Genomic DNA, 17793 nt, shown 5'->3' on the forward strand with positions numbered 1-17793 from the left:
TCGGGCTGGGGGGAACGGAGCGGTACGGTGGGCGTGATCACAGCGCCGGTACCGCCCTTCGGGGTGCCCGAGGCCGCCCAGACCGGGACAAGACGGATGCACGTCGGCACCGGTACGGTTGGCCCCGATGAACACCAAGGCTGCTGAGGAGCTGCCGGCTGTTTCCGTGATCATGCCGGTGCTCAACGAGGAACGACACCTGCGCACGGCGGTCCGGCGCATCCTGGACCAGGAGTACCCCGGGCCGATCGAAGTGGTGATCGCCCTCGGCCCCTCCACCGACCGTACCGCCGAGATCGCGGCCGCGCTCGTGGCCGAGGATCCGCGGGTGCGCACGGTGGAGAACCCCACCGGCCGGACCCCCGCGGGGCTGAACGCCGCCATCCGAGGGTCGCAGCACCCGATAGTGGTGCGCGTGGACGGTCACGGCCTGCTCACCCCGGGCTACATCACCACGGCGGTCCGGCTGCTCGGCGAGATGGACGCGGCCAACGTCGGCGGCATCATGCACGCCGAGGGCGAGACCGAGTGGGAGCACGCGGTCGCGGCCGCGATGACCTCCAAGATCGGTGTCGGCAACGCGGCCTTCCACACCGGCGGCCTGGCCGGCCCGGCGGACACCGTCTACCTCGGGGTGTTCCGGCGGGAGGTGCTGGAGAAGCTCGGCGGCTACAACGAGGAGTTCATCCGCGCCCAGGACTGGGAGCTGAACTACCGGATCCGCCAGGACGGCGGGCTGGTCTGGTTCACCCCGCAGCTCAAGGTGACCTACCGACCCCGGCCGTCGGTCCGGGCGCTGGCCAAGCAGTACAAGGACTACGGCCGCTGGCGCCGGGTGGTCACCCGCTACCACCGCGGCTCGGTCAACCTGCGCTACCTCGCCCCGCCGTCCGCGCTGCTCGCGGTCGTGCTCGGGCTGGTGCTCGGAGCCGCCGTCCACCCGGCCTTCCTCGCGGTGCCCGGCGCCTACCTGCTGGGCATCCTGGGCGGCGCGGTGGTCGAGGGCCGCGGCCTGTCCCTCAAGGCCAAGGCGCTGCTGCCGGTGGCGCTCGCGACCATGCACCTCAGCTGGGGCTTCGGCTTCATCACCTCGCCCCGCTCACTGGCCCGTCGGGTGATAAGGAGCATCGGCCCGTCCCCGAAGGACGTGCTCTCCCGGGCGGGTTGAGAGCGGTGACCGCCACCGCCGGTACCGCCGGGGGCGGTTGAGGGCGGGTCGGGTGCGAGCCCGGCCGCCGTCCTCACCGATGACGACGGAACCCGCGGCCCCTGCCGACTACTTGGCGCAGACGTCGGTGTCGTCCGCCTGCACCCGCTGGAGGTCCTTCGGCGCCTCCGTCGGTGCCTGGGTGGGGGCCGCGAGGACATCCTTGCCGAGCACCAGTACCAGTGCGCCCTTCGGGTCCGCCTTCGGGTCCTGCCGTGCGGCGTCCGCGGGCAGCCCGAGGGCGGCGGCCAGCGCGGCGGCCTCGGCCTCCTGGCCGGCCGGGTACGACACCGTGGTGGTCGCCGTGACCGCCGAGTCGGAGGCGACGGCGGCCTTGGCGAAGCCCTTGGCCTTCAGCTTCTCCACCGTCGGACCGGACTGCCCGCGCGTCCCGCTGCCGTTGCGCACCGTCACCCGGACGTCCTTGGCGTCCACCGCCGGAGCGGTGGTGGCCGGGGCGGCGGAGGAGGGGGCGGCCGGGGCCGGGGTGTCGGTGGCCGGCGGGGTGGCCGTCCCGGTCAGCGAGCGGTCGCCCGCGATCATCGAGAACACCTGCTCGGCGTCGGGCTGCTTGAGGATCAGCCGGTCGTCGTCCTTGGGGTCGTCCAGGACCGGCACGGTGGTGAAGGTGATGTTCTTGGTGTCCACCTTGCTGATGTCCTGCGCCAGGTCCTTGAGCTTGTCGACGCTGCCGATGCCGGAGTCCACGGTGAGCGCCTTGGTGGCGGCGTCCGCGAGCTTGTAGAGCTTGGTGGGGCTGGTCAGGGTGTCGTCGCTCTTGATCTTGCGGATCATCGAGCTGATGAACTGCTGCTGGAGCGGGATCCGGGTGAGGTCGCCGCCGAAGCCGACCGCGTGCCGGGTGCGGACGAAGGCCAGTGCCTCCTCGCCCTGGACCGTGTGGCGGCCCTTGGACATCTTCAGGTGCGAGTCCTTGTCGTCGATGTCCTTGGCCGCGCAGACCTCCACGCCGCCGACGGCGGTGGACAGGGTCTTCACCGCCTCGAAGTTGACCTGCACGAAGTGGTCGACCCGGATCCCGGTCATCTTCTCGACGGTCTTCCAGGTACAGCCCGCGTCGCGCCCGTCCTGGCCCAGACTGGTGTTGAACATCTCCCGCGCCGAGCCGGGGATCTTCTTCCCCTGGTCGGTCCGGCACTCCGGGATCGGCACCATCAGGTCGCGCGGGATGCTGATCACGGTCGCGTTGGTGCGGTCCTTGGCGATGTGGAACAGCAGCGTCGTGTCGGCGTGCCCGGTGCTGCCCTCGTCGCCGTACTCGCGCCCGAGGCCCTGCCGGCTGTCCGTGCCGATCACCAGGATGTTCAGCGCGTCCCCGGCGGCCTGGGGCCGCTCGGCCTCCTCGCCCAGCTGGACCTTGACCGAGGTCAGGTTGTCGTTGAAGTGCTGGTACAGGTAGTACGCCCCGCCGCAGCCCGCGACCATCGCCAGCGCGCCGGTGCCGGCCGTCCACTTGAGTATTCGTCGGCGCCGGTTCCGCCTGGCGGCGGCCGCCGCCAGGCGCCTGGTCGTCCGGCGGCCCTCCCCGTTGCCCTGGCCGGTTTCCGGCATGTCCTGCTGCACGCGGCTCCCTTCGTCCGGCCGGTCACGGGGGCGGCCCACTCGGGTAGCGGGCTGATCCGGACACACTAGACGAGCCGAACGGGGAATCGTTCCTGGTATGACATCCGTCACGAAAGAGTAATGGATCGGCAAAGCCGACGTGGGGCGTCAGTGCTGCGCGCAGGCGTCCACGTCGGCCGTGCGTCCCTCGAAGGTGGGTGCGGCGCTCGCCGAGGGCGACGCCGTCGCCTGGTTCGACCCTGCCCCGGCGGACGGGCTCGCCGCCGCCGTGGGTGCCGAGCCGGGCGGCCGGACGGCGATCGGCCGGTCGTCCCGCAGCGCGGTGAACAGCTGGGTGGTCTGCGGCTGCACGAACTCGTCCCGGTCCGAGTCGTAGCGGTACGGGCGGCGCGGCGCGGTCAGGAACTCCACGTCCGGCGAGGGGATGCCGCGCAGGTCCTGGGTGAGGTCGTACAGCGCGCCCAGCGACGACAGCCCGCCGTCCGCCTTGATCGAGGAGGTGGCCGCGTCCAGCACCGGCCACAGCTTCGCCGGGTTCAGCAGCACCCCCTGCGACTGCACCTTGCGGATCAGCGAGGCCAGGAACTGCTGCTGACGCCCCATCCGCTGGGTGTCGCTGCCGTCGCCCAGGCTCTCCCGGGCCCGGACGTAGCCGAGCGCCTGCTCGCCGTGCAGCACCTGCCGGCCGGCCGCGAGGTCCAGCTTGGCGTCCTTGTCGTGGATCGGCTGCGGCACGCACACGTCGACCCCGCCGATCGCGTCCACCATCGTCTTGAAGCCGTTGAAGTCGAGGATCAGGTAGTGGTCCATCCGGATGCCGCTGAGCTGCTCGACGGTACGGATCGAACAGGCCGGGCCGCCCAGCTCGAAGGCCCAGTTGAACTGCATCAGCCCCGACTTGCTCCGGGTGCTGTCCGGCTTCTCGCAAGCCGGGACGGTGACCATGACGTCACGCGGGATGGAGACCGCCGTCGCATGCTTACGGTCGGCAGCCAGGTGCAGCAGGATCGTGGTGTCCGAGCGCTGGGTGCCGGCCTCGCCGCCGTAGGAGGAGTTCGCGCCGGAGCGGTCGTCGCTGCCGATCAACAGGATGTTCTCGGCGCCGCCGGCCCCGGCCGTACGGCTCGGGCGTTCGGCCTCCAGCTCGGCCAGCAGCTTGTCGGTGGCCGAGTCGGTCCGGATGTTGCCGTCCAGCTTGCGGTAGGCGATGTAGAGCAGCGCTCCGGTGACGACCGCCAGGAACGCGACGACGCCGGCGGTGATCATCAGCCACCGCCGGCGCCTGCGCGGGCGTCCGGGTCCGTTCGGGGGAGTGTCCGTCGGGGGAACGTCATCGGTCGGGGGGTGCTCGGTGTCATCCTCGGCCATGGCAGGGATCCCTACCCGCCGGGCCCTCGCCGGGGGTCAGCCGAGGCGCAGTGTCACCCGTTCGGATTCGACCCGCTTCTCCCACTGCTCGGCGCTCAGGCCCTCGGAGTTGCGGCACAGCACCACCGAGGCGCCGGCCGACAGCGGGGCCAGCAAGCCGGCCTCCAGGCCCGCCCAGTCGTCGAAGGAGGACGTGGACAGGACGCGCGCGCCGGGTTCCAGCCCGAGGCGCACGGCCCCCTCCCGGGCCAGCGCGACGGTCTGCTCGCCGGTCAGCTTCAGCGGCAGCCCGTCCACCGAGGTCTCCAGCGACGGCCCCTCCGGGGGCACGGGGGAGTACGGCGCGAAGCGGTCGCCCTGGCCGGGCACCTCGGCGGCGTAGTCCAGGAAGCCGTCCGGGCGCTGCGGGAAGCGGCCGCCGAGCGGCCGCAGCGCGAGCGCGACGCGCTCGCCCTCGCACGCCTGGGCGGCCTCCAGGCCGTCCGGGCCGCTCACCACCAGGTCGGCGGCGGCCGGGTCGCCGCCCGGCACCGCCGTCACCCCGACCGACCAGCAGGCCAGCAGCCAGACGGCGCTCTGCCAGTGGGCGGGCAGGAGCAGCGCGGCGCGGTCGCCCGGACCGGCGTTCAGCTCGTCCTGGAGGAGGTTGGCGGTCTTGGCGACCCAGTTGTCGAAGGTCCGGGCGGAGAGTTCCACCCGTTCGCCGGTGGCGTCGTCGTAGAAGGTGACCAGCGGGGCCGCGGGATCGACCGAAGGGGTGCCGCCGCGCAGATATGCGTGCAGCAGCTCGACGGGGGTGCGGGCATCGGCAGCGAATGGCGCAGTCATGGTGCGCCCCAGCCTACGGCCTTCGGGTGGGAGGCCGGGAGGGGCGGCCGAGCGGGCGCGAGGCGACGTGGCGGGCCGCCCGGTTCGCAACGACGATCCCCCTTGTGTGCCCCCCAAGGGCACGGTGGTCGACTTCGCCGCCATCTCCGGCCACCGCGACGCCTTCAACACCGGAAGCCCCGGCGCCGCGCTCTACGCCCAGCTCCCGGCCCTGCGCACGGCCGCGGCGCGGTAGCCGGCCAACGTCCCCATCCCGTACGGCCGTTCCCCGCGCCCCGGCCTGTCGCCTTCCCCGCGTATCGTTCATAGCCCCAGGGACCACAGGAGGCGACGGCAGTGACGGGCGGCGAGGCGGTACGGCGCTGGCGGCCGGGCTTCCCGCTCGACGTCGCCCGGACGCTGCTGCCCCTGCGCCGGGGCCCCGCCGACCCCTCCTACCGCACCGCCGGCGACGGCGCTGTCTGGCGCGCCTCCCGCACCCCGGCCGGCGTCGGCACCCTCCGGGTGCGGCCCCACCCCGCCGAGGGCGAAGTCGAGGCGACCGCCTGGGGCCCCGGCGCGCAGTGGCTGCTGGACCGGCTGCCCGCGCTGCTCGGGGCGGAGGACCACCCGGAGGCGCTGGTGCTGCCGACCGGCCCGCTACGGGACGCCCAGCGCCGTACGGCGGGGGTGCGGCTCACCCGCACCGGCCTGGTCCTGGAGTCCCTCGTCCCGGCGATCCTGGAGCAGAAGGTCACCACCGACGAGGCCTACCGCGCCTGGCGCACCCTGCTGCGGGACTTCGGCACCTTGGCGCCCGGCCCGGCCGAGGGCATGCGGGTGGCGCCGTCGGCCCGCGAGTGGGCGATGATCCCGAGCTGGGAGTGGCACCGGGCGGGCGTGGACCCCAAGCGCTCGGCGACGGTGATGCGCGCGGTGCGGCTGGCACCGCGGCTGGAGGAGGCCTCGGCGATGGGCCACGAGGAGGCCTTCGCCCGACTGACGGCCGTACCGGGCATCGGCGTCTGGACGGCCGCCGAGACCCTCCAGCGCAGCAACGGCGACCCGGACGCGGTCTCGGTCGGCGACTTCCACCTCCCCAACCTGGTCGGCTGGGCCCTGGCCGGGCGTCCCCGCAGCGACGACGCCCAGATGCTCGCCCTCCTGGAGCCCTACCGCCCGCACCGCCACCGCGTCTGCCGTCTCCTGACGGCCACCGGCGCCCGCGCCCCCCGCTACGGCCCGAGGCTCACCCCCAACGACCACCGCCACCGCTGAGCGGAAAGCGCTGCGATGCGTACACGTGTTGTGTACGCTTGAAGCATGGCTGACGAACTGAACATCCGTGAAGTCCGGGCCCATCTCGCCGAGGTGCTGAGCCGGGCCGAGGCCGGTGAGGTCACCGTCATCACCCGCAAGGGCGAGCGTGTCGGAGCGGTCGTGCCGATCGAGATCCTCGATGCCATAGAGGACGCAGAGGACGAGCTCCTCGCCCGAGAGGCGGAGAAACATCGGGACGAACCCACCGTGAGCATGGCCGAACTCCTGGCAGACCTCTTCGGAGCGCCTCCGGGTGCTGCCGGGAGCGCCGGGTGAAGTACGCGTTCCGATTCACCGCGAGCGCCCGGCGGCAGCTACGCGCCATCGGCCAGGTCGATGCCATGCAGATTCTCGCCGCGCTCACCCGGCTCGGCGACGACCCGTACGCTGACGGCCCGGACGTCAAGAAGCTGACGGGCCACACGGGCCTCTATCGGCTTCGCGTCGGCATCTACCGCGTGGCGTACGAGATCCACGACGACGTTCTGGTGATCGTCGTCGTGGAGGTGGGCAACCGTCGCGAGATCTACCGGGGCCTCTGAGATCCCCTACCGCACCGCGATGAACGCGTCCGCACCCCGCTCCGCCCGCTCCCGCGGCGCCTCCGCCGGCCGGCCGACCGCCACGGCCCCCATCGGGTCCCACCCGTCCGGCAGGTCCAGCGCCGCCCGGACGGTGTCACGGCAGAACATGGTGGACGACACCCAAGCAGAGCCGTAGCCCTCACCCGTGAGCGCGACCAGCAGGTTCTGCACGGCCGCGCCGGCGGCGACGGTGAACATCTCCCGCTCCGCCGCGGCCCGGCGCCGGTCGGGGTAGTCGTGGGAGCCGTCCATCACCAGGCAGGGCACCACCAGGTACGGCGCGTCGCGCAGGACGTTGCCGCGGGCGGTACGGCGGGCGATCTTGGCGTCGTCCCAGCCGTCGAGTTCGCGCAGGTCGCGCTGCCAGGCCGCGAGCATCGCGTCCAGCAGCCGAACCCGGGTCTCGGCGGACTCCAGCAGGACGAACCGCCACGGCGTCGTGTGGTGCGGGGCCGGCGCGGTGACGGCGGCGGCGACGGCGCGGCGGACGGCGGCCGGGTCGACCGGGTCGGCGGTGAAGGCGCGGACGGTGCGCCGCAGGGTGACGGCCTGGCGCAGCGCCTCGGAGGTGCCGAGCCGGAACATGTCGTCGACGGCGGGCCGCACCAGCGGCCGGGTGCCGACGCCGTCCTCGTCTGTGACGAGGTGTCCGAGGCCGCGCACGACCGCGACCGGGACGCCGGTGGCCTTGCCCTTCACCAGGTCGGCGGCGGCGGCGAGTTCGTCGGCGGTGGCGGTGACGGTGAGGACCAGCTCGTTGCCGTGACTGTCGGTGCGGCCCCGGTGGTCCTCCAGGACGGACAGTCCGGCGGCGCCGATCGCGACGTCGGTGAGCCCGTTGCGCCAGGGCCGTCCGAAGGTGTCGGTGACGAGGACGGCGAGCCGGCAGCCGGTGAGCCGCTGGAGCCGGGCCCGCAGCGCGCGCGCCGAGGCGTCCGGGTCCTCGGGGAGCAGCAGGACGGTGCCGGGGGCGGTGTTGGAGGCGTCGACCCCGGCGGCGGCCATGACGAAGCCGTTGCGGTTCTCGACGATCCGGGCCGGGCCGCGCCGGGCGACCACCCGGACGGTCTCGGCGTCGATCGCCGCGTCGCGGTCGGTGGCGCGCAGCAGTCGGCCCTCGGCCTTGCTGACGATCTTCGAGGTGACCAGCAGGATGTCGCCGTCCTGGTACGTCCCGGCCTTGGCGATCAGCTCGGCGAGGTCGGCGCCCGCGTCGACCTCGGGGATCCCCTCGACGCCGAGGACCTCCAGCGAGGCGGTCACTTGCGCACCTGCTCCGCCAGTGTGAGCGCCGCCCGGGCCATCTCGGCGGTGGTCTCGACGTCGGTCATCAGCAGCGGGACGGCCCGGCAGGCGATCCCGGCGGCCTCGACGGCGGCGACGGCGTTCTCGTCCGCGGTGTCCACCAGCCAGCCGTCGATCAGCGCCGCGCCGTAGTTGAGCGCGACCGCCTCGGCGGTGGCCTCGACACCGACGGCGGCCAGCACCTTGTCGGCCATGCCGCGCACGGGCGCCCCGCCGATGATCGGGGAGAGCCCGACCACCGGGGCCGGTGCGGCGGCGACGGCCTCCCGGATACCGGGGACGGCCAGGATGGTGCCGATCGAGACGACCGGGTTGGACGGCGGGAAGAGGATGACGTCGGCCTCGGCGATGGCCTCCAGCACCCCGGGCGCGGGCTTGGCGGTGTCCGCGCCGACCGGGATGATCGCATCGGCGTCGACGGCGGCGTGCAGCTTGACCCAGTACTCCTGGAAGTGGATCGCCCGGGTGCCCTGCTCGTCGGTGATCCGCACGTGGGTCTCGACCCGGTCGTCGCTCATCGGGAGCAGTCGCACGCCGGGCTTCCAGCGCACGCACAGTGCCTCGGTGACCTGGCTGAGGCTGTACCCGGCGGTGAGCATCTGGCTGCGGACGAGGTGGGTGGCGAAGTCCCGGTCGCCGAGCCCGAACCATTCGGGGCCGACGCCGTACTCCTTCATCTCGGCCTTGATCGACCAGGTCTCGTCGGTCCGGCCCCAGCCCTGTTCCTCGTGGATCCCGCCGCCGAGGGTGTACATCACGGTGTCGAGGTCGGGACAGACCTTGAGGCCGTAGAGGTGGATGTCGTCGCCGGTGTTGCCGATGACGGTGATCTCGTCCTGCGGTCCGACCGCCGCGAGGAGTCCGCGCAGGAAGCGCGCCCCGCCGATTCCGCCTGCCAGTGCCACGATGCGCATGGGGTCATCCTGCCACGGTCGGACTCTTCGTCAGCCGCGCTCAATGCCTCTCGGCCTGAGTCCGCGGGTGCGGCTCCGGGTGCGGCTGGAGGTGCTGCCCGGGGACGGCGGTGGCGGCGCCGTACTGGTTCATCTCGGTCAGGCCCGGGGTGTAGAGGTGGATGGAGACGGCGGGTTCGAGCGCGCCGTTGACCACCTCGTGCAGGTAGCCGGAGGAGAACACCCGCTGGCCGCCGGGGCGCAGGGTGCGGGAGCCCTCGCCCGTGTGGGTCAGGGAGCGCTCGATCAGCTCGCCCCGGACGACGGTCAGCACGCCGGAGGACTCACCGTGGTCGTGGAAGCCGCTGCTCTGGCCGGGCAGCCAGCTGAGCAGCCAGACCTCGTAGCCGGGGCCGGTCTCCAGCCGGGCGTACCAGCGGGTGAGCGCGTCGTAGCGGACCAGCGGCTCCCAGCGGGCGCGGTCGGCGGCGATCTCGCGCACCAGCCGGGCGTACTCGGCGACGGTGCCGGGGTGCCCGGGCAGGTCGGTGCGGGCGAGGTGGGGGAAGGCGAGCGGGTCGCCGGCGATGGAGACGTCGCTGAGCCCGTCCGTCCAAGGACGGGTGGGGGCGAGGCCCGGGCGGGCGAGCTTGTTGCGGTCGCGGTTCCGTTTGCGGATGCGGATGGTGCGCACAGGAGTCGTCCTCGGAGGAGTCGGCTGGTTCGTCGGGATCAGCCGGATCCGGGATGTCCTGGGACGGGAATCGCGGGCGGCCTCTGTGTGTCCTGGGGGCGGCGCGCGGTGGGACGCGGGCGCCTAGATACAGCAGGAACAGAGGCGACAACAAGAGTTCACGGCACGGCGGAGGGTGGAACCGCTCCGGGGGCTGGCGAACTCTGACATAGGGGCAAGGACACCGCACGCGCGGGGTCGGTGTCAAACCGGGGGATGCGGCATTCGAGTGGGTTAGGTCCGGATCTTGCCCTGATGGGGTGGTTCATCACTCTCTATGTTTCGATGGGAAGATCGCCGGGAAGGCAGGCCGATGACCGGCCTGTGACGGTGACCGGGCGTCATTCCGCGAGTGGTTGTGGACGGTTCGATGCCGTCCGAGGCTTTCGGGCCGAAAGTCCGATGTGTCCGGATATGTACACTATTCGTAACTGTTTGGTGCCAGGGAGTGAATCCCGGCCTCAATACCAGAGCTCGGCTTGACTGGGCCAGAGTGACGCAACTGTAATTTCACTCGTGTCGTCGGCCGCACGAGGCAACGGCAACCACGGGGACGCCAAGTAGGGGCAGAGGAGGCGCGCCACATGAGCGAGCTCTTTGAGCTGTTGATCGGGGACGGCATCGCGGAGGATGAGGAGGAACTCGGTTGGCAGGAGCGCGCGTTGTGCGCCCAGACCGACCCGGAGTCCTTCTTCCCCGAGAAGGGCGGCTCGACCCGCGAGGCCAAGAAGGTCTGCCTCGCCTGCGAGGTCCGCTCGGAGTGCCTGGAGTACGCCCTCGCCAATGACGAGCGCTTCGGCATCTGGGGCGGCCTCTCCGAGCGCGAGCGCCGTCGGCTCAAGAAGAGCGCGGTCTGACCGGGGCGACCCCCGACCTCGCTGACCCTCCGACAACGACGGACAACCACACAGCTGAACGAGCGCCTCACCGCGACGGTGGGGCGCTTTCGTGTTCCCGGGCAGTTCTTCCGGTGCTCCCGGACCCCTCCTCCACCGCCTCCGCACCGGCACCGCGCACGAGGCGGCCATCCGGAGCCGTTAGTGTGGTGCGCCATCCGGTTGCCGTTCACCGGCTGTGTCCACCGAGAACTGGGGCCCACGCACTCGATGACCGTCTACAGCCACCAGAGCGGCTTCACCGCTTCCAGGCCGCCCGCCTACCCGCGTCACCTGGTCACCGCGGTGATCGTCTCGCACGACGGCGCCCGCTGGCTGCCGCAGGCCCTGGCCGGCCTGCTCGGCCAGGACCGTCAGGTCCAGCGGATCCTCGCGGTCGACACCGGATCCACCGACAACTCCCCGCAACTGCTCGCGAAAGCCCTCGACGACTTCGGCCTCGCCGACGGGATGCCCGAGAGCGGCCCGCTGATCCTCGGCCGCCGGGCCGGCTTCGGCACCGCCGTCGCCGAGGCCGTCTTCAACAGCCCGCCGCTGCGTCCCGAGGACCTCCCGTACCGGCTCGACCCCTCCGGCTACGACCCGGTCACCGGCGGCTGGGACGACTTCGGCGACCCGCTCGCCCAGGAGGACGACCTCGGCCGCGGCGGCCCGCGCGAGACCCAGCCGGTCGAGTGGCTCTGGCTGCTGCACGACGACTGCGAACCGCAGACCGACGCGCTGCGCCGCCTGCTCCAGGTCGCCGACTCCACCCCCAGCGCCGGCGTGGTCGGCCCCAAGCTGCGCAGCTGGTACGACCGCCGCCAGCTCCTCGAGGTCGGCGTGACGATCGCCCGCTCCGGCCGCCGCTGGACCGGCCTCGACCGCCGCGAGCAGGACCAGGGCCAGCACGACCAGGTCCGCCCGGTGCTCGCCGTCTCCAGCGCCGGCATGCTGGTGCGCCGGGACGTCTTCGAGGAGCTCGGCGGCTTCGACAAGGCCCTCCCGCTGATGCGGGACGACACCGACTTCTGCTGGCGGGTCAACGCCGCCGGCCACCGCGTGGTGATCGCCCCCGACGCCGTGCTGCGGCACGCCGAGGCGGCCAGCCGCGAGCGCCGCGCCATCGACTGCGGCTCCTCCCACCCGCACCGGGTGGACAAGGCCGGCTCCGTCTTCACCCTGCTCGCCAACTGCAAGGGCGCGCTCTTCCCGTACGTGCTGCTGCGCCTGGTGCTCGGCACCCTGCTGCGGGCCGTCACCAACCTGCTCGGCAAGGACCCGCGCCAGGCCGTCGACGAACTGGCCGGCCTCGGCCACGAACTCATCCGCTTCCCGCGGGTGCTGGCCGCGCGCAAACGACGCTCCCGGACCAGGGCGGCGGACGCCCTGGACGACCGCACGCTCTTCCCAGCCCCCGGCGCCACCGCCCGGCTGGCCGTCGAGGGCGTCATCGGCTCGCTCGGGATAGGGGGCGGCGACGACACCGGCAGCCGGCACGGCAGCGCCGAGGCCGGCGGCGACGAGGAGTCCGAGGACCTGGTCGTCGAGCAGTTCGCACTGCTCAAGAAGCTGGCCCGGCGCCCCGCGCCGGTACTGTTCGCCGCCCTGCTGGTGTTCGCCCTGGTCGCCTGCCGCAGCCTGCTCGGCGGCGGCGAGCTGTTCGGCGGCGCGCTGCTGCCCGCCTCCGACGGCGCCGGCGGCCTCTGGTCGATGTACGCGGACGCCTGGCACCCGATCGGCACCGGCTCCACCGCCGCCGCACCGCCGTACCTCGGCGTGCTCGCGGTGTTCTCCTGGCTGCTGTTCGGCCACGCCGACCTCGCGCTCACCGTGCTGGTCGTGCTCACCGTCCCGCTCTCCGCGGTCAGCGCCTACCTGGTGTCCCGGCCGCTGCTGGCCTCCAAGCTGGTCCGCGCCTGGGCCAGCGCCACCTACGCGCTGCTGCCCGCCGCGACCGGCGCGCTCGCCCAGGGCCGGATCGGCACCGCCGTCCTCGCCGTGCTGCTGCCCCCGCTGGCCCGCGCCGCCGCGATCGCGGCCGGCCTCGGCATCCGCGCGGAGAGCGCCGCCAAGGGCGCCCGCCCCGGCTGGCGGCCGGTCTGGATGACCGTCCTGCTGCTCACCCTGACCACCGCCTTCGTCCCGCTGACCTGGGCGCTCGCGGTGCCGCTGTGCCTGGCCACGCTGGTCGTCGCGGTGCTGCGCGGTGGCGCCTTCGGCTCCGGCGGTACGGCGCTGCGGCTGCTCGGCCTGCGCGTGCTGGTGATCCTCGCGGTGCCGGTCGCCGTGCTGGCCCCCTGGTCCCTGAAGGTGCTGTCGCACCCGCAGTGGCTGCTGCTGGAGGCCGGGCTGCCCGGCCTGCACGGCACCGGAGCGAGTGCGGCCGGCCTGCTGCTGGTCAACCCGGGCGGCGCCGGGGTGCCGCCGGTCTGGCTCTCCGCCGGTGTGGTGCTCGCCGCGCTCGCCGCGCTGCTGCGCGCCGACCGCCGCCGCGCGGTGCTCGCCGCCTGGGGCGCGGCCGGCGCCGGCCTGGTCTTCGCGGTCGCGGTGGCGGGCACCTCCGTCACCCCGGCCTCCGGCGGCCCGGCGGTGCCCGCCTGGGCCGGCCCGGCCACCCTGATCGCCGGGATCGCCCTGCTCGCCGCCGCCGCGATCGGCGCCGACGGCGCCAACGCCCGCGTCGCCGGGATCGCCTTCGGCTGGCGCCAGCCGGTCGCCGCCCTGGTGGTGGCCGCCGCCGCGCTGGCCCCGCTGGGCACCGGCCTGTGGTGGGCGCTGACCGGTGCCGGCGGCCCGCTGCACCGCGGCGACGCCGGCCAGGTGCCCGCCTTCATCGCCGAGGAGGCCGGCACCACCGACCGGTCCCGCACCCTCGTCGTCACCGGGGAGAAGGGCGCCGTCCGCTACACCGTGGTCCGCGGCGCCGGCCTGACGCTCGGCCAGGCCGAGTCCACCGTCGACCCGGCCACCGGCACCCAGGACGGACTCAACAAGATGGTCGGCAGCCTGCTGGCCGGCTCCGGCGCCGACCAGGCGAACGCCCTGGCCGGCTACGGCATCGCCTACGTCCTCGTCCAGCGCCCGGTGATCGACGCCTTCAAGGGCGTCCTGGACACCACCCCCGGCCTGGTCAGGGCCAACCAGGACGGCGACGCCGCGCTCTGGCAGGTCAACGGCGCCCCTGCGGTCCGCGCGGTGATCACCGCTCCGGGCGCCAACCCGGTGGTCGTCCCGGCCGGCGTGCGCGACCTCGGCGCCACCGTCCCGGCTGGCCCGGACGGCCGGGTGCTGCGCCTGGCCGAGGCCGCCGCCCCCGAGTGGAAGGCCACCGTGGACGGCACCGCCCTGGAGCCCACCACGGTGGACGGCTGGGCGCAGGGCTTCAAGCTCCCGGCCGCCGGCGGCAAGCTGTCCGTCACCCGTGAGGGCAGCCTCGCCCACACCGGCTGGATCTGGGCCCAGGCGCTGCTCGGCCTCACCATCCTGGTGCTGGCCCTGCCCGGCCGCCGCAGCCACAAGGACGACGACCTGCCCGAGGAGGTGGTGGCCGCCGCCGCGCTGGCCGCCGCCGCCCAGGCGCAGGCCCCCGCCCCCGGCAGCCGCCGGGCCCGCCGGATGGCCGAGCGCGGCGAGGGCGCCGAGCCCGGCGCCGAGGAGCCCGGGGTGTACGAGGGCCGGCCGGGCGCGGCCTTGGCCCAGCCGGCCGGCGATCCGGCGACCGAGGCGGTCCAGGCGGCCGCCGCCGTCCAGGAGGCCGAGCCGTACACCGACCCGTACCAGACCTACCAGCAGGCCGACCCGTACAGCTACGACCAGTACGCGGCCCAGCAGCCGGTGGCCGCGCCGTACGGCGGCCAGGGCTACGACACCCAGGGGTACGACGGGCAGCAGCAGGCCTACCCGCAGCAGGGCTACGAGCAGTACCAGCAGGGCCAGTACGGCTACGACCCGTACCAGCAGCAGCCCGAGCAGCACCAGCAGCCCTGGCTGCCGGGCCAGCAGCAGGGCGAGCCCTACTACGACCCGAACGACCCAGGCGGCCGGTACCCGCACCAGCACGGATCGGGGAGCTGACCCGCGATGAAGAAGCCCGCTTTCAGGAAGAAGTCCGCCGACCGGGCCGAGGAGCCCTTCGAGCCGGTTGAGGCCTTCGAGTCCGCCGGGGCCTTCGAGTCCGCCGGGGCCTTCGAGCCCGCGGAGTCGGCCGAGCCCGCCCGCGCCGAGGCGAAGGCCCCCGGCCGGTCCGCGGGGACGAAGACCACCCAGTCCCTGCTGGCCGCGGCCGTGGTGCTCGCGGCGGTGTTCGGGATCGCCCAGGTCCGCCAGCCGGCCGGCCCGGCCAAGGCGGACGTTGTCGCCCCGGCCACCGCGCAGGTCGAGCGGACCGCGGCGGTCTGCCCGCAGCCGCTCCAGGGCCTGACCGGCTCGACCACGCTCTCCGCCTACACCCCGCCCGGCACCGGCTCGGCCACCGGCGGCGCCGGCTGGCTCTCCGACCAGGCCGCCCCCGCCACCCCGCCGACCACCGCGCCCTCGGCCACCCCGACGGCGGGTGCCCCGGCGACCCCTGCCCCGAGCGGCTCGGGCGCCCCGGCGGCCCCGGCCCCGGACAAGAACGCCGCGCCCGCCGACGCCAAGCTGACCGTCACCAAGCCCGGCACCCCGGCCACCGGCCCGGCCACCAACGGCGACGCCGCGCCCGGCACCGGGGCCGTCGCCACCGGCGCGCTCGCCCCCGGCTTCACCGTCACCCAGACCACCGTGGTCACCGAGCAGCGCGGCCTGGGCCTGTCCGGCCTCACGTGCACCCCGGCCGGCACCGACTTCTGGTTCGCCGGGGCCAGCACGGCCGGCGACCGGGTCGACTACGTCAGCCTGGTCAACACCGAGTCCTCCGCCGCCGTGGTCGACATCAAGCTGTACGGCGACAAGGGCCTGATCGACAACGACGCCGCCAACGGCATCACCGTCGCCCCCGGCAGCTCGCAGTCGGTGCTGCTGTCCACCATCAGCAAGGGCGCCGTCACCGACCTCGCCGTGCACGTGGTGGCCCGTTCCGGGCGGGTCGGCGCGGCGCTGCACGCCGCCGACGGCAACAAGGGCGCCGACTGGATCCCCGCGTCGGCCGACCCGGCCGCCACCCAGGTGCTGCCCGGCCTGCCCGCCGACACCTCGGCGGCCCGTCTGGTGGTCTGGGCGCCGCCGGAGGACGACGCCGACCTGAAGATCCAGCTCTCCGGCAAGAACGGCTGGTTCACCCCGGCCGGCAACGAGTCGATCCACGTCAAGGCGGGCATGGTGGCCGCCGTCGACCTCGGCAAGGTCACCCGCGACGAGGTCGCCGGGCTGCGGCTGTCGCCCAGCGACGACAAGCACCCCACCCCGATCGTGGCCGGCCTGCGGGTCGACCGTACGGGCAGCAACGGCAAGAGCGACGCGGCCTGGCTCACCGGCAGCAACCCGATCGGCGCCCGGGCCACCGTCGCCGACAACCGGGCCGGGGCCTCCACGCTGTTCCTGACCTCCACCGGCGACGCCGCCACCGTCAAGGTCACCGGCTCGGCCGGCAGCGGCGGCGGCACCCCGGCGACCAAGGAGGTCCAGATCCCGGCCGGCGGCACGGTGGCCGTCCCGGCGCCCGAGCCCGCCGGGCTGAACGGCGTCTTCGCGCTCACCGTGGAGACCGAGTCCGGCGGCCCGGTGGTGGCCGCCCGGATGCTCGCCATCCCCACCAAGGACGTGCCGATGTTCACCGTCCAGGCACTGCGCGACGACCACAGCACCGTCAAGGTCCCGCAGGCCGCCCAGGACCCGGCCGTCGTCCTGCGCTGACCGCACGCCAGGGGCGGGCACCCGTTCGCGGGTGCCCGCCCCCGGCTGTCACTCCTCGCTCGCCTCCGGGCGCTCTCGACCCGGTGCCGACGTTCTCCCCCAGCCTGGCGGCTGGGCGGTGCCCCCACGTTCCGGCACTCTCCCCCAGCCTTCGGCCGGGGGTACCCCCATCGCTCGCTTGTCGCTCGTCGCTTCCGACACCGGCGCGCCCTTCGGCTCCCGAGGGGGTCACTCCTCGTCGTAGCGCGGGTCGATCGCGTCCGGCGACAGCCCCAGCAGGTCGGCCACCTGCTCGATCAGGATCTCGTGCACCAGCGCCGCCCGGTCCTCCCGGGTCTTCGCCCGGATCTCCACCGGCCGCCGGTACACCACGATCTGGCTCTTGCGCCCCTTCTCGCCCGGCGACACCCGGCCCAGTGGCACGCCGTCCTCGGTGTCGGCGCCGCCCGCCTCGTGCAGCGGCACCTCCTGGACGGCGAACTCCACCTCGATCAGCTGCGGCCAACGCCGCTCCAGCCGCTCCACCGACTCGCGCACGTAGTCGTCGAAGAGTTCGGAGCGGGTGAGCGAGATCGGCACCTGGGGCGGCGCCAGGGGGCCGCGCAGCCCTCTGCCGTGCCGGTCGCGGTGCCGGGGGCGGCGCGAGGGCCCTGTCGATGACTGCGGTGCGGAGCTGTCCATATCACTGCCGAGAGTAGTCCTTGGACGGTCGGAAGTGGACCACTCCGGCGGGGAAACGCCCGGGGGATCGGCGCACTGACGAGCGTGCGGCGGGCGACACGGCACCGCCTCCGGGCAGGCGGTCTTCGCTCCCCGGCGGGGAGTGCGGTACCGTCCACCCTCGTGAGCTCTGTACGTCGTTGTTCGCGGACCGCGTGCGGCCGACCGGCCGTCGCGACGCTGACGTACGTCTACGCGGACTCCACCGCCGTACTGGGCCCGCTCGCCACCTACGCCGAGCCGCACTGCTACGACCTGTGCGCCGAGCACGCCGAGCGGCTCACCGCCCCGCGGGGCTGGGAGGTCGTCCGGCTCGCCGCCGAGGCCGGGCCGCTGCGCCGCAGCAGCGACGACCTGGAGGCCCTCGCCAACGCCGTGCGCGAGGCCGCCCGCCCGCCGACCCCCCGTCATGGCCGCGCCACCGAGGGCGAGTCCACCGAGGGCGGTCGCCGCGGCCACCTCCGGGTTCTGCGCTCTCCCGACAACTGACGCATCACCCGGCACGGAGTGTTCGCCCGGCCCGGGTACGCTGCCCGTCTGACGTCACCGTGACCCGTCGACC

Annotated in this window: 16 protein-coding genes; 9 read left to right on the forward strand and 7 right to left on the reverse strand. The window is 73.9% G+C overall.

The annotated features are described in order from the left end of the window. Positions 1-127: 127 nt before the first annotated feature. The gene (locus tag ACGF12_RS30800) at positions 128-1168 is read left to right on the forward strand and encodes a glycosyltransferase family 2 protein (protein WP_393037200.1); all 1041 of its coding nucleotides are present in this window, start codon (positions 128-130) and stop codon (positions 1166-1168) included. Between the two features lie 108 nt (positions 1169-1276). Here the strand turns inward: ACGF12_RS30800 and ACGF12_RS30805 are convergent, their stop codons facing one another. The 3 genes from ACGF12_RS30805 to ACGF12_RS30815 form a co-directional block, all read right to left on the reverse strand. Further along, on the reverse strand, positions 1277-2791 hold the full coding sequence (locus tag ACGF12_RS30805) for an LCP family protein (RefSeq protein ID WP_393037203.1): 1515 nt from the start codon (positions 2789-2791) through the stop codon (positions 1277-1279). 147 nt (positions 2792-2938) lie between these two features. Further along, positions 2939-4057 (reverse strand): LCP family protein, encoded by a 1119-nt coding sequence (locus ACGF12_RS30810; RefSeq protein WP_393037206.1) that lies wholly within the window; start codon positions 4055-4057, stop codon positions 2939-2941. 138 nt (positions 4058-4195) lie between these two features. Continuing rightward, positions 4196-4987 (reverse strand): TIGR03089 family protein, encoded by a 792-nt coding sequence (locus ACGF12_RS30815; RefSeq protein ID WP_393037209.1) that lies wholly within the window; start codon positions 4985-4987, stop codon positions 4196-4198. 106 nt (positions 4988-5093) lie between these two features. On the opposite strand from ACGF12_RS30815, the gene ACGF12_RS30820 reads away from it, so the two are divergent. The 4 genes from ACGF12_RS30820 to ACGF12_RS30835 all read left to right on the forward strand — a co-directional run bounded on the left by ACGF12_RS30820 (position 5094) and on the right by ACGF12_RS30835 (position 6828). Beyond that, a complete protein-coding gene (locus ACGF12_RS30820; protein ID WP_393037212.1) occupies positions 5094-5222 on the forward strand; it encodes a hypothetical protein in 129 nt (42 codons plus the stop codon). Between the two features lie 101 nt (positions 5223-5323). Further along, positions 5324-6244, forward strand: coding sequence for a DNA-3-methyladenine glycosylase family protein (locus ACGF12_RS30825; protein WP_393037215.1), 921 nt, complete (start codon positions 5324-5326; stop codon positions 6242-6244). A 45-nt stretch (positions 6245-6289) separates the two neighbouring features. Beyond that, positions 6290-6562, forward strand: a complete 273-nt coding sequence (locus tag ACGF12_RS30830; protein ID WP_393037218.1) for a type II toxin-antitoxin system Phd/YefM family antitoxin — start codon at positions 6290-6292, stop codon at positions 6560-6562. After that, on the forward strand, positions 6559-6828 hold the full coding sequence (locus ACGF12_RS30835) for a type II toxin-antitoxin system RelE/ParE family toxin (protein WP_393037221.1): 270 nt from the start codon (positions 6559-6561) through the stop codon (positions 6826-6828). The genes ACGF12_RS30830 and ACGF12_RS30835 overlap by 4 nt, the downstream gene beginning before the upstream one ends. A gap of 6 nt (positions 6829-6834) precedes the next feature. Here the strand turns inward: ACGF12_RS30835 and ACGF12_RS30840 are convergent, their stop codons facing one another. Genes ACGF12_RS30840 through ACGF12_RS30850 form a run of 3 tightly spaced genes read right to left on the reverse strand, consistent with a single transcriptional unit; the run spans position 6835 to position 9657 of the window. Beyond that, positions 6835-8133 carry a coenzyme F420-0:L-glutamate ligase gene (locus tag ACGF12_RS30840; RefSeq protein ID WP_393037223.1) on the reverse strand — a complete coding sequence of 433 codons (1299 nt, stop codon included), beginning with the start codon at positions 8131-8133 and terminating at the stop codon, positions 6835-6837. Continuing rightward, a complete protein-coding gene (gene cofD / locus ACGF12_RS30845; RefSeq protein WP_393037226.1) occupies positions 8130-9089 on the reverse strand; it encodes a 2-phospho-L-lactate transferase in 960 nt (319 codons plus the stop codon). Before cofD ends, ACGF12_RS30840 begins: the two co-directional genes overlap by 4 nt. Before the next feature lie 40 nt (positions 9090-9129). Further along, positions 9130-9657 (reverse strand): cysteine dioxygenase, encoded by a 528-nt coding sequence (locus ACGF12_RS30850; RefSeq protein WP_393037272.1) that lies wholly within the window; start codon positions 9655-9657, stop codon positions 9130-9132. 728 nt (positions 9658-10385) lie between these two features. Here ACGF12_RS30850 and ACGF12_RS30855 point away from each other — a divergent pair. From ACGF12_RS30855 to ACGF12_RS30865, 3 genes are all read left to right on the forward strand, one after another. Further along, positions 10386-10658: a WhiB family transcriptional regulator gene (locus tag ACGF12_RS30855; protein WP_030062195.1), complete on the forward strand. Its 273-nt coding sequence runs from the start codon at positions 10386-10388 to the stop codon at positions 10656-10658. A 249-nt stretch (positions 10659-10907) separates the two neighbouring features. Continuing rightward, positions 10908-14753, forward strand: coding sequence for a glycosyltransferase family 2 protein (locus ACGF12_RS30860; RefSeq protein WP_393037229.1), 3846 nt, complete (start codon positions 10908-10910; stop codon positions 14751-14753). A gap of 6 nt (positions 14754-14759) precedes the next feature. Further along, positions 14760-16511: a DUF5719 family protein gene (locus tag ACGF12_RS30865; protein WP_393037232.1), complete on the forward strand. Its 1752-nt coding sequence runs from the start codon at positions 14760-14762 to the stop codon at positions 16509-16511. 228 nt (positions 16512-16739) lie between these two features. Here ACGF12_RS30865 and ACGF12_RS30870 read toward each other — a convergent pair whose 3' ends face one another. After that, positions 16740-17192, reverse strand: coding sequence for a metallopeptidase family protein (locus ACGF12_RS30870; protein WP_393037235.1), 453 nt, complete (start codon positions 17190-17192; stop codon positions 16740-16742). 84 nt (positions 17193-17276) lie between these two features. Here ACGF12_RS30870 and ACGF12_RS30875 point away from each other — a divergent pair, with 84 nt between their 5' ends. Then, positions 17277-17720, forward strand: a complete 444-nt coding sequence (locus ACGF12_RS30875; RefSeq protein ID WP_393037238.1) for a DUF3499 domain-containing protein — start codon at positions 17277-17279, stop codon at positions 17718-17720. The last annotated feature ends 73 nt before the right edge of the window (positions 17721-17793 follow it).

Source organism: Kitasatospora sp. NPDC048296, assembly GCF_043201815.1.
Classification (GTDB): Bacteria; Actinomycetota; Actinomycetes; order Streptomycetales; family Streptomycetaceae; genus Kitasatospora.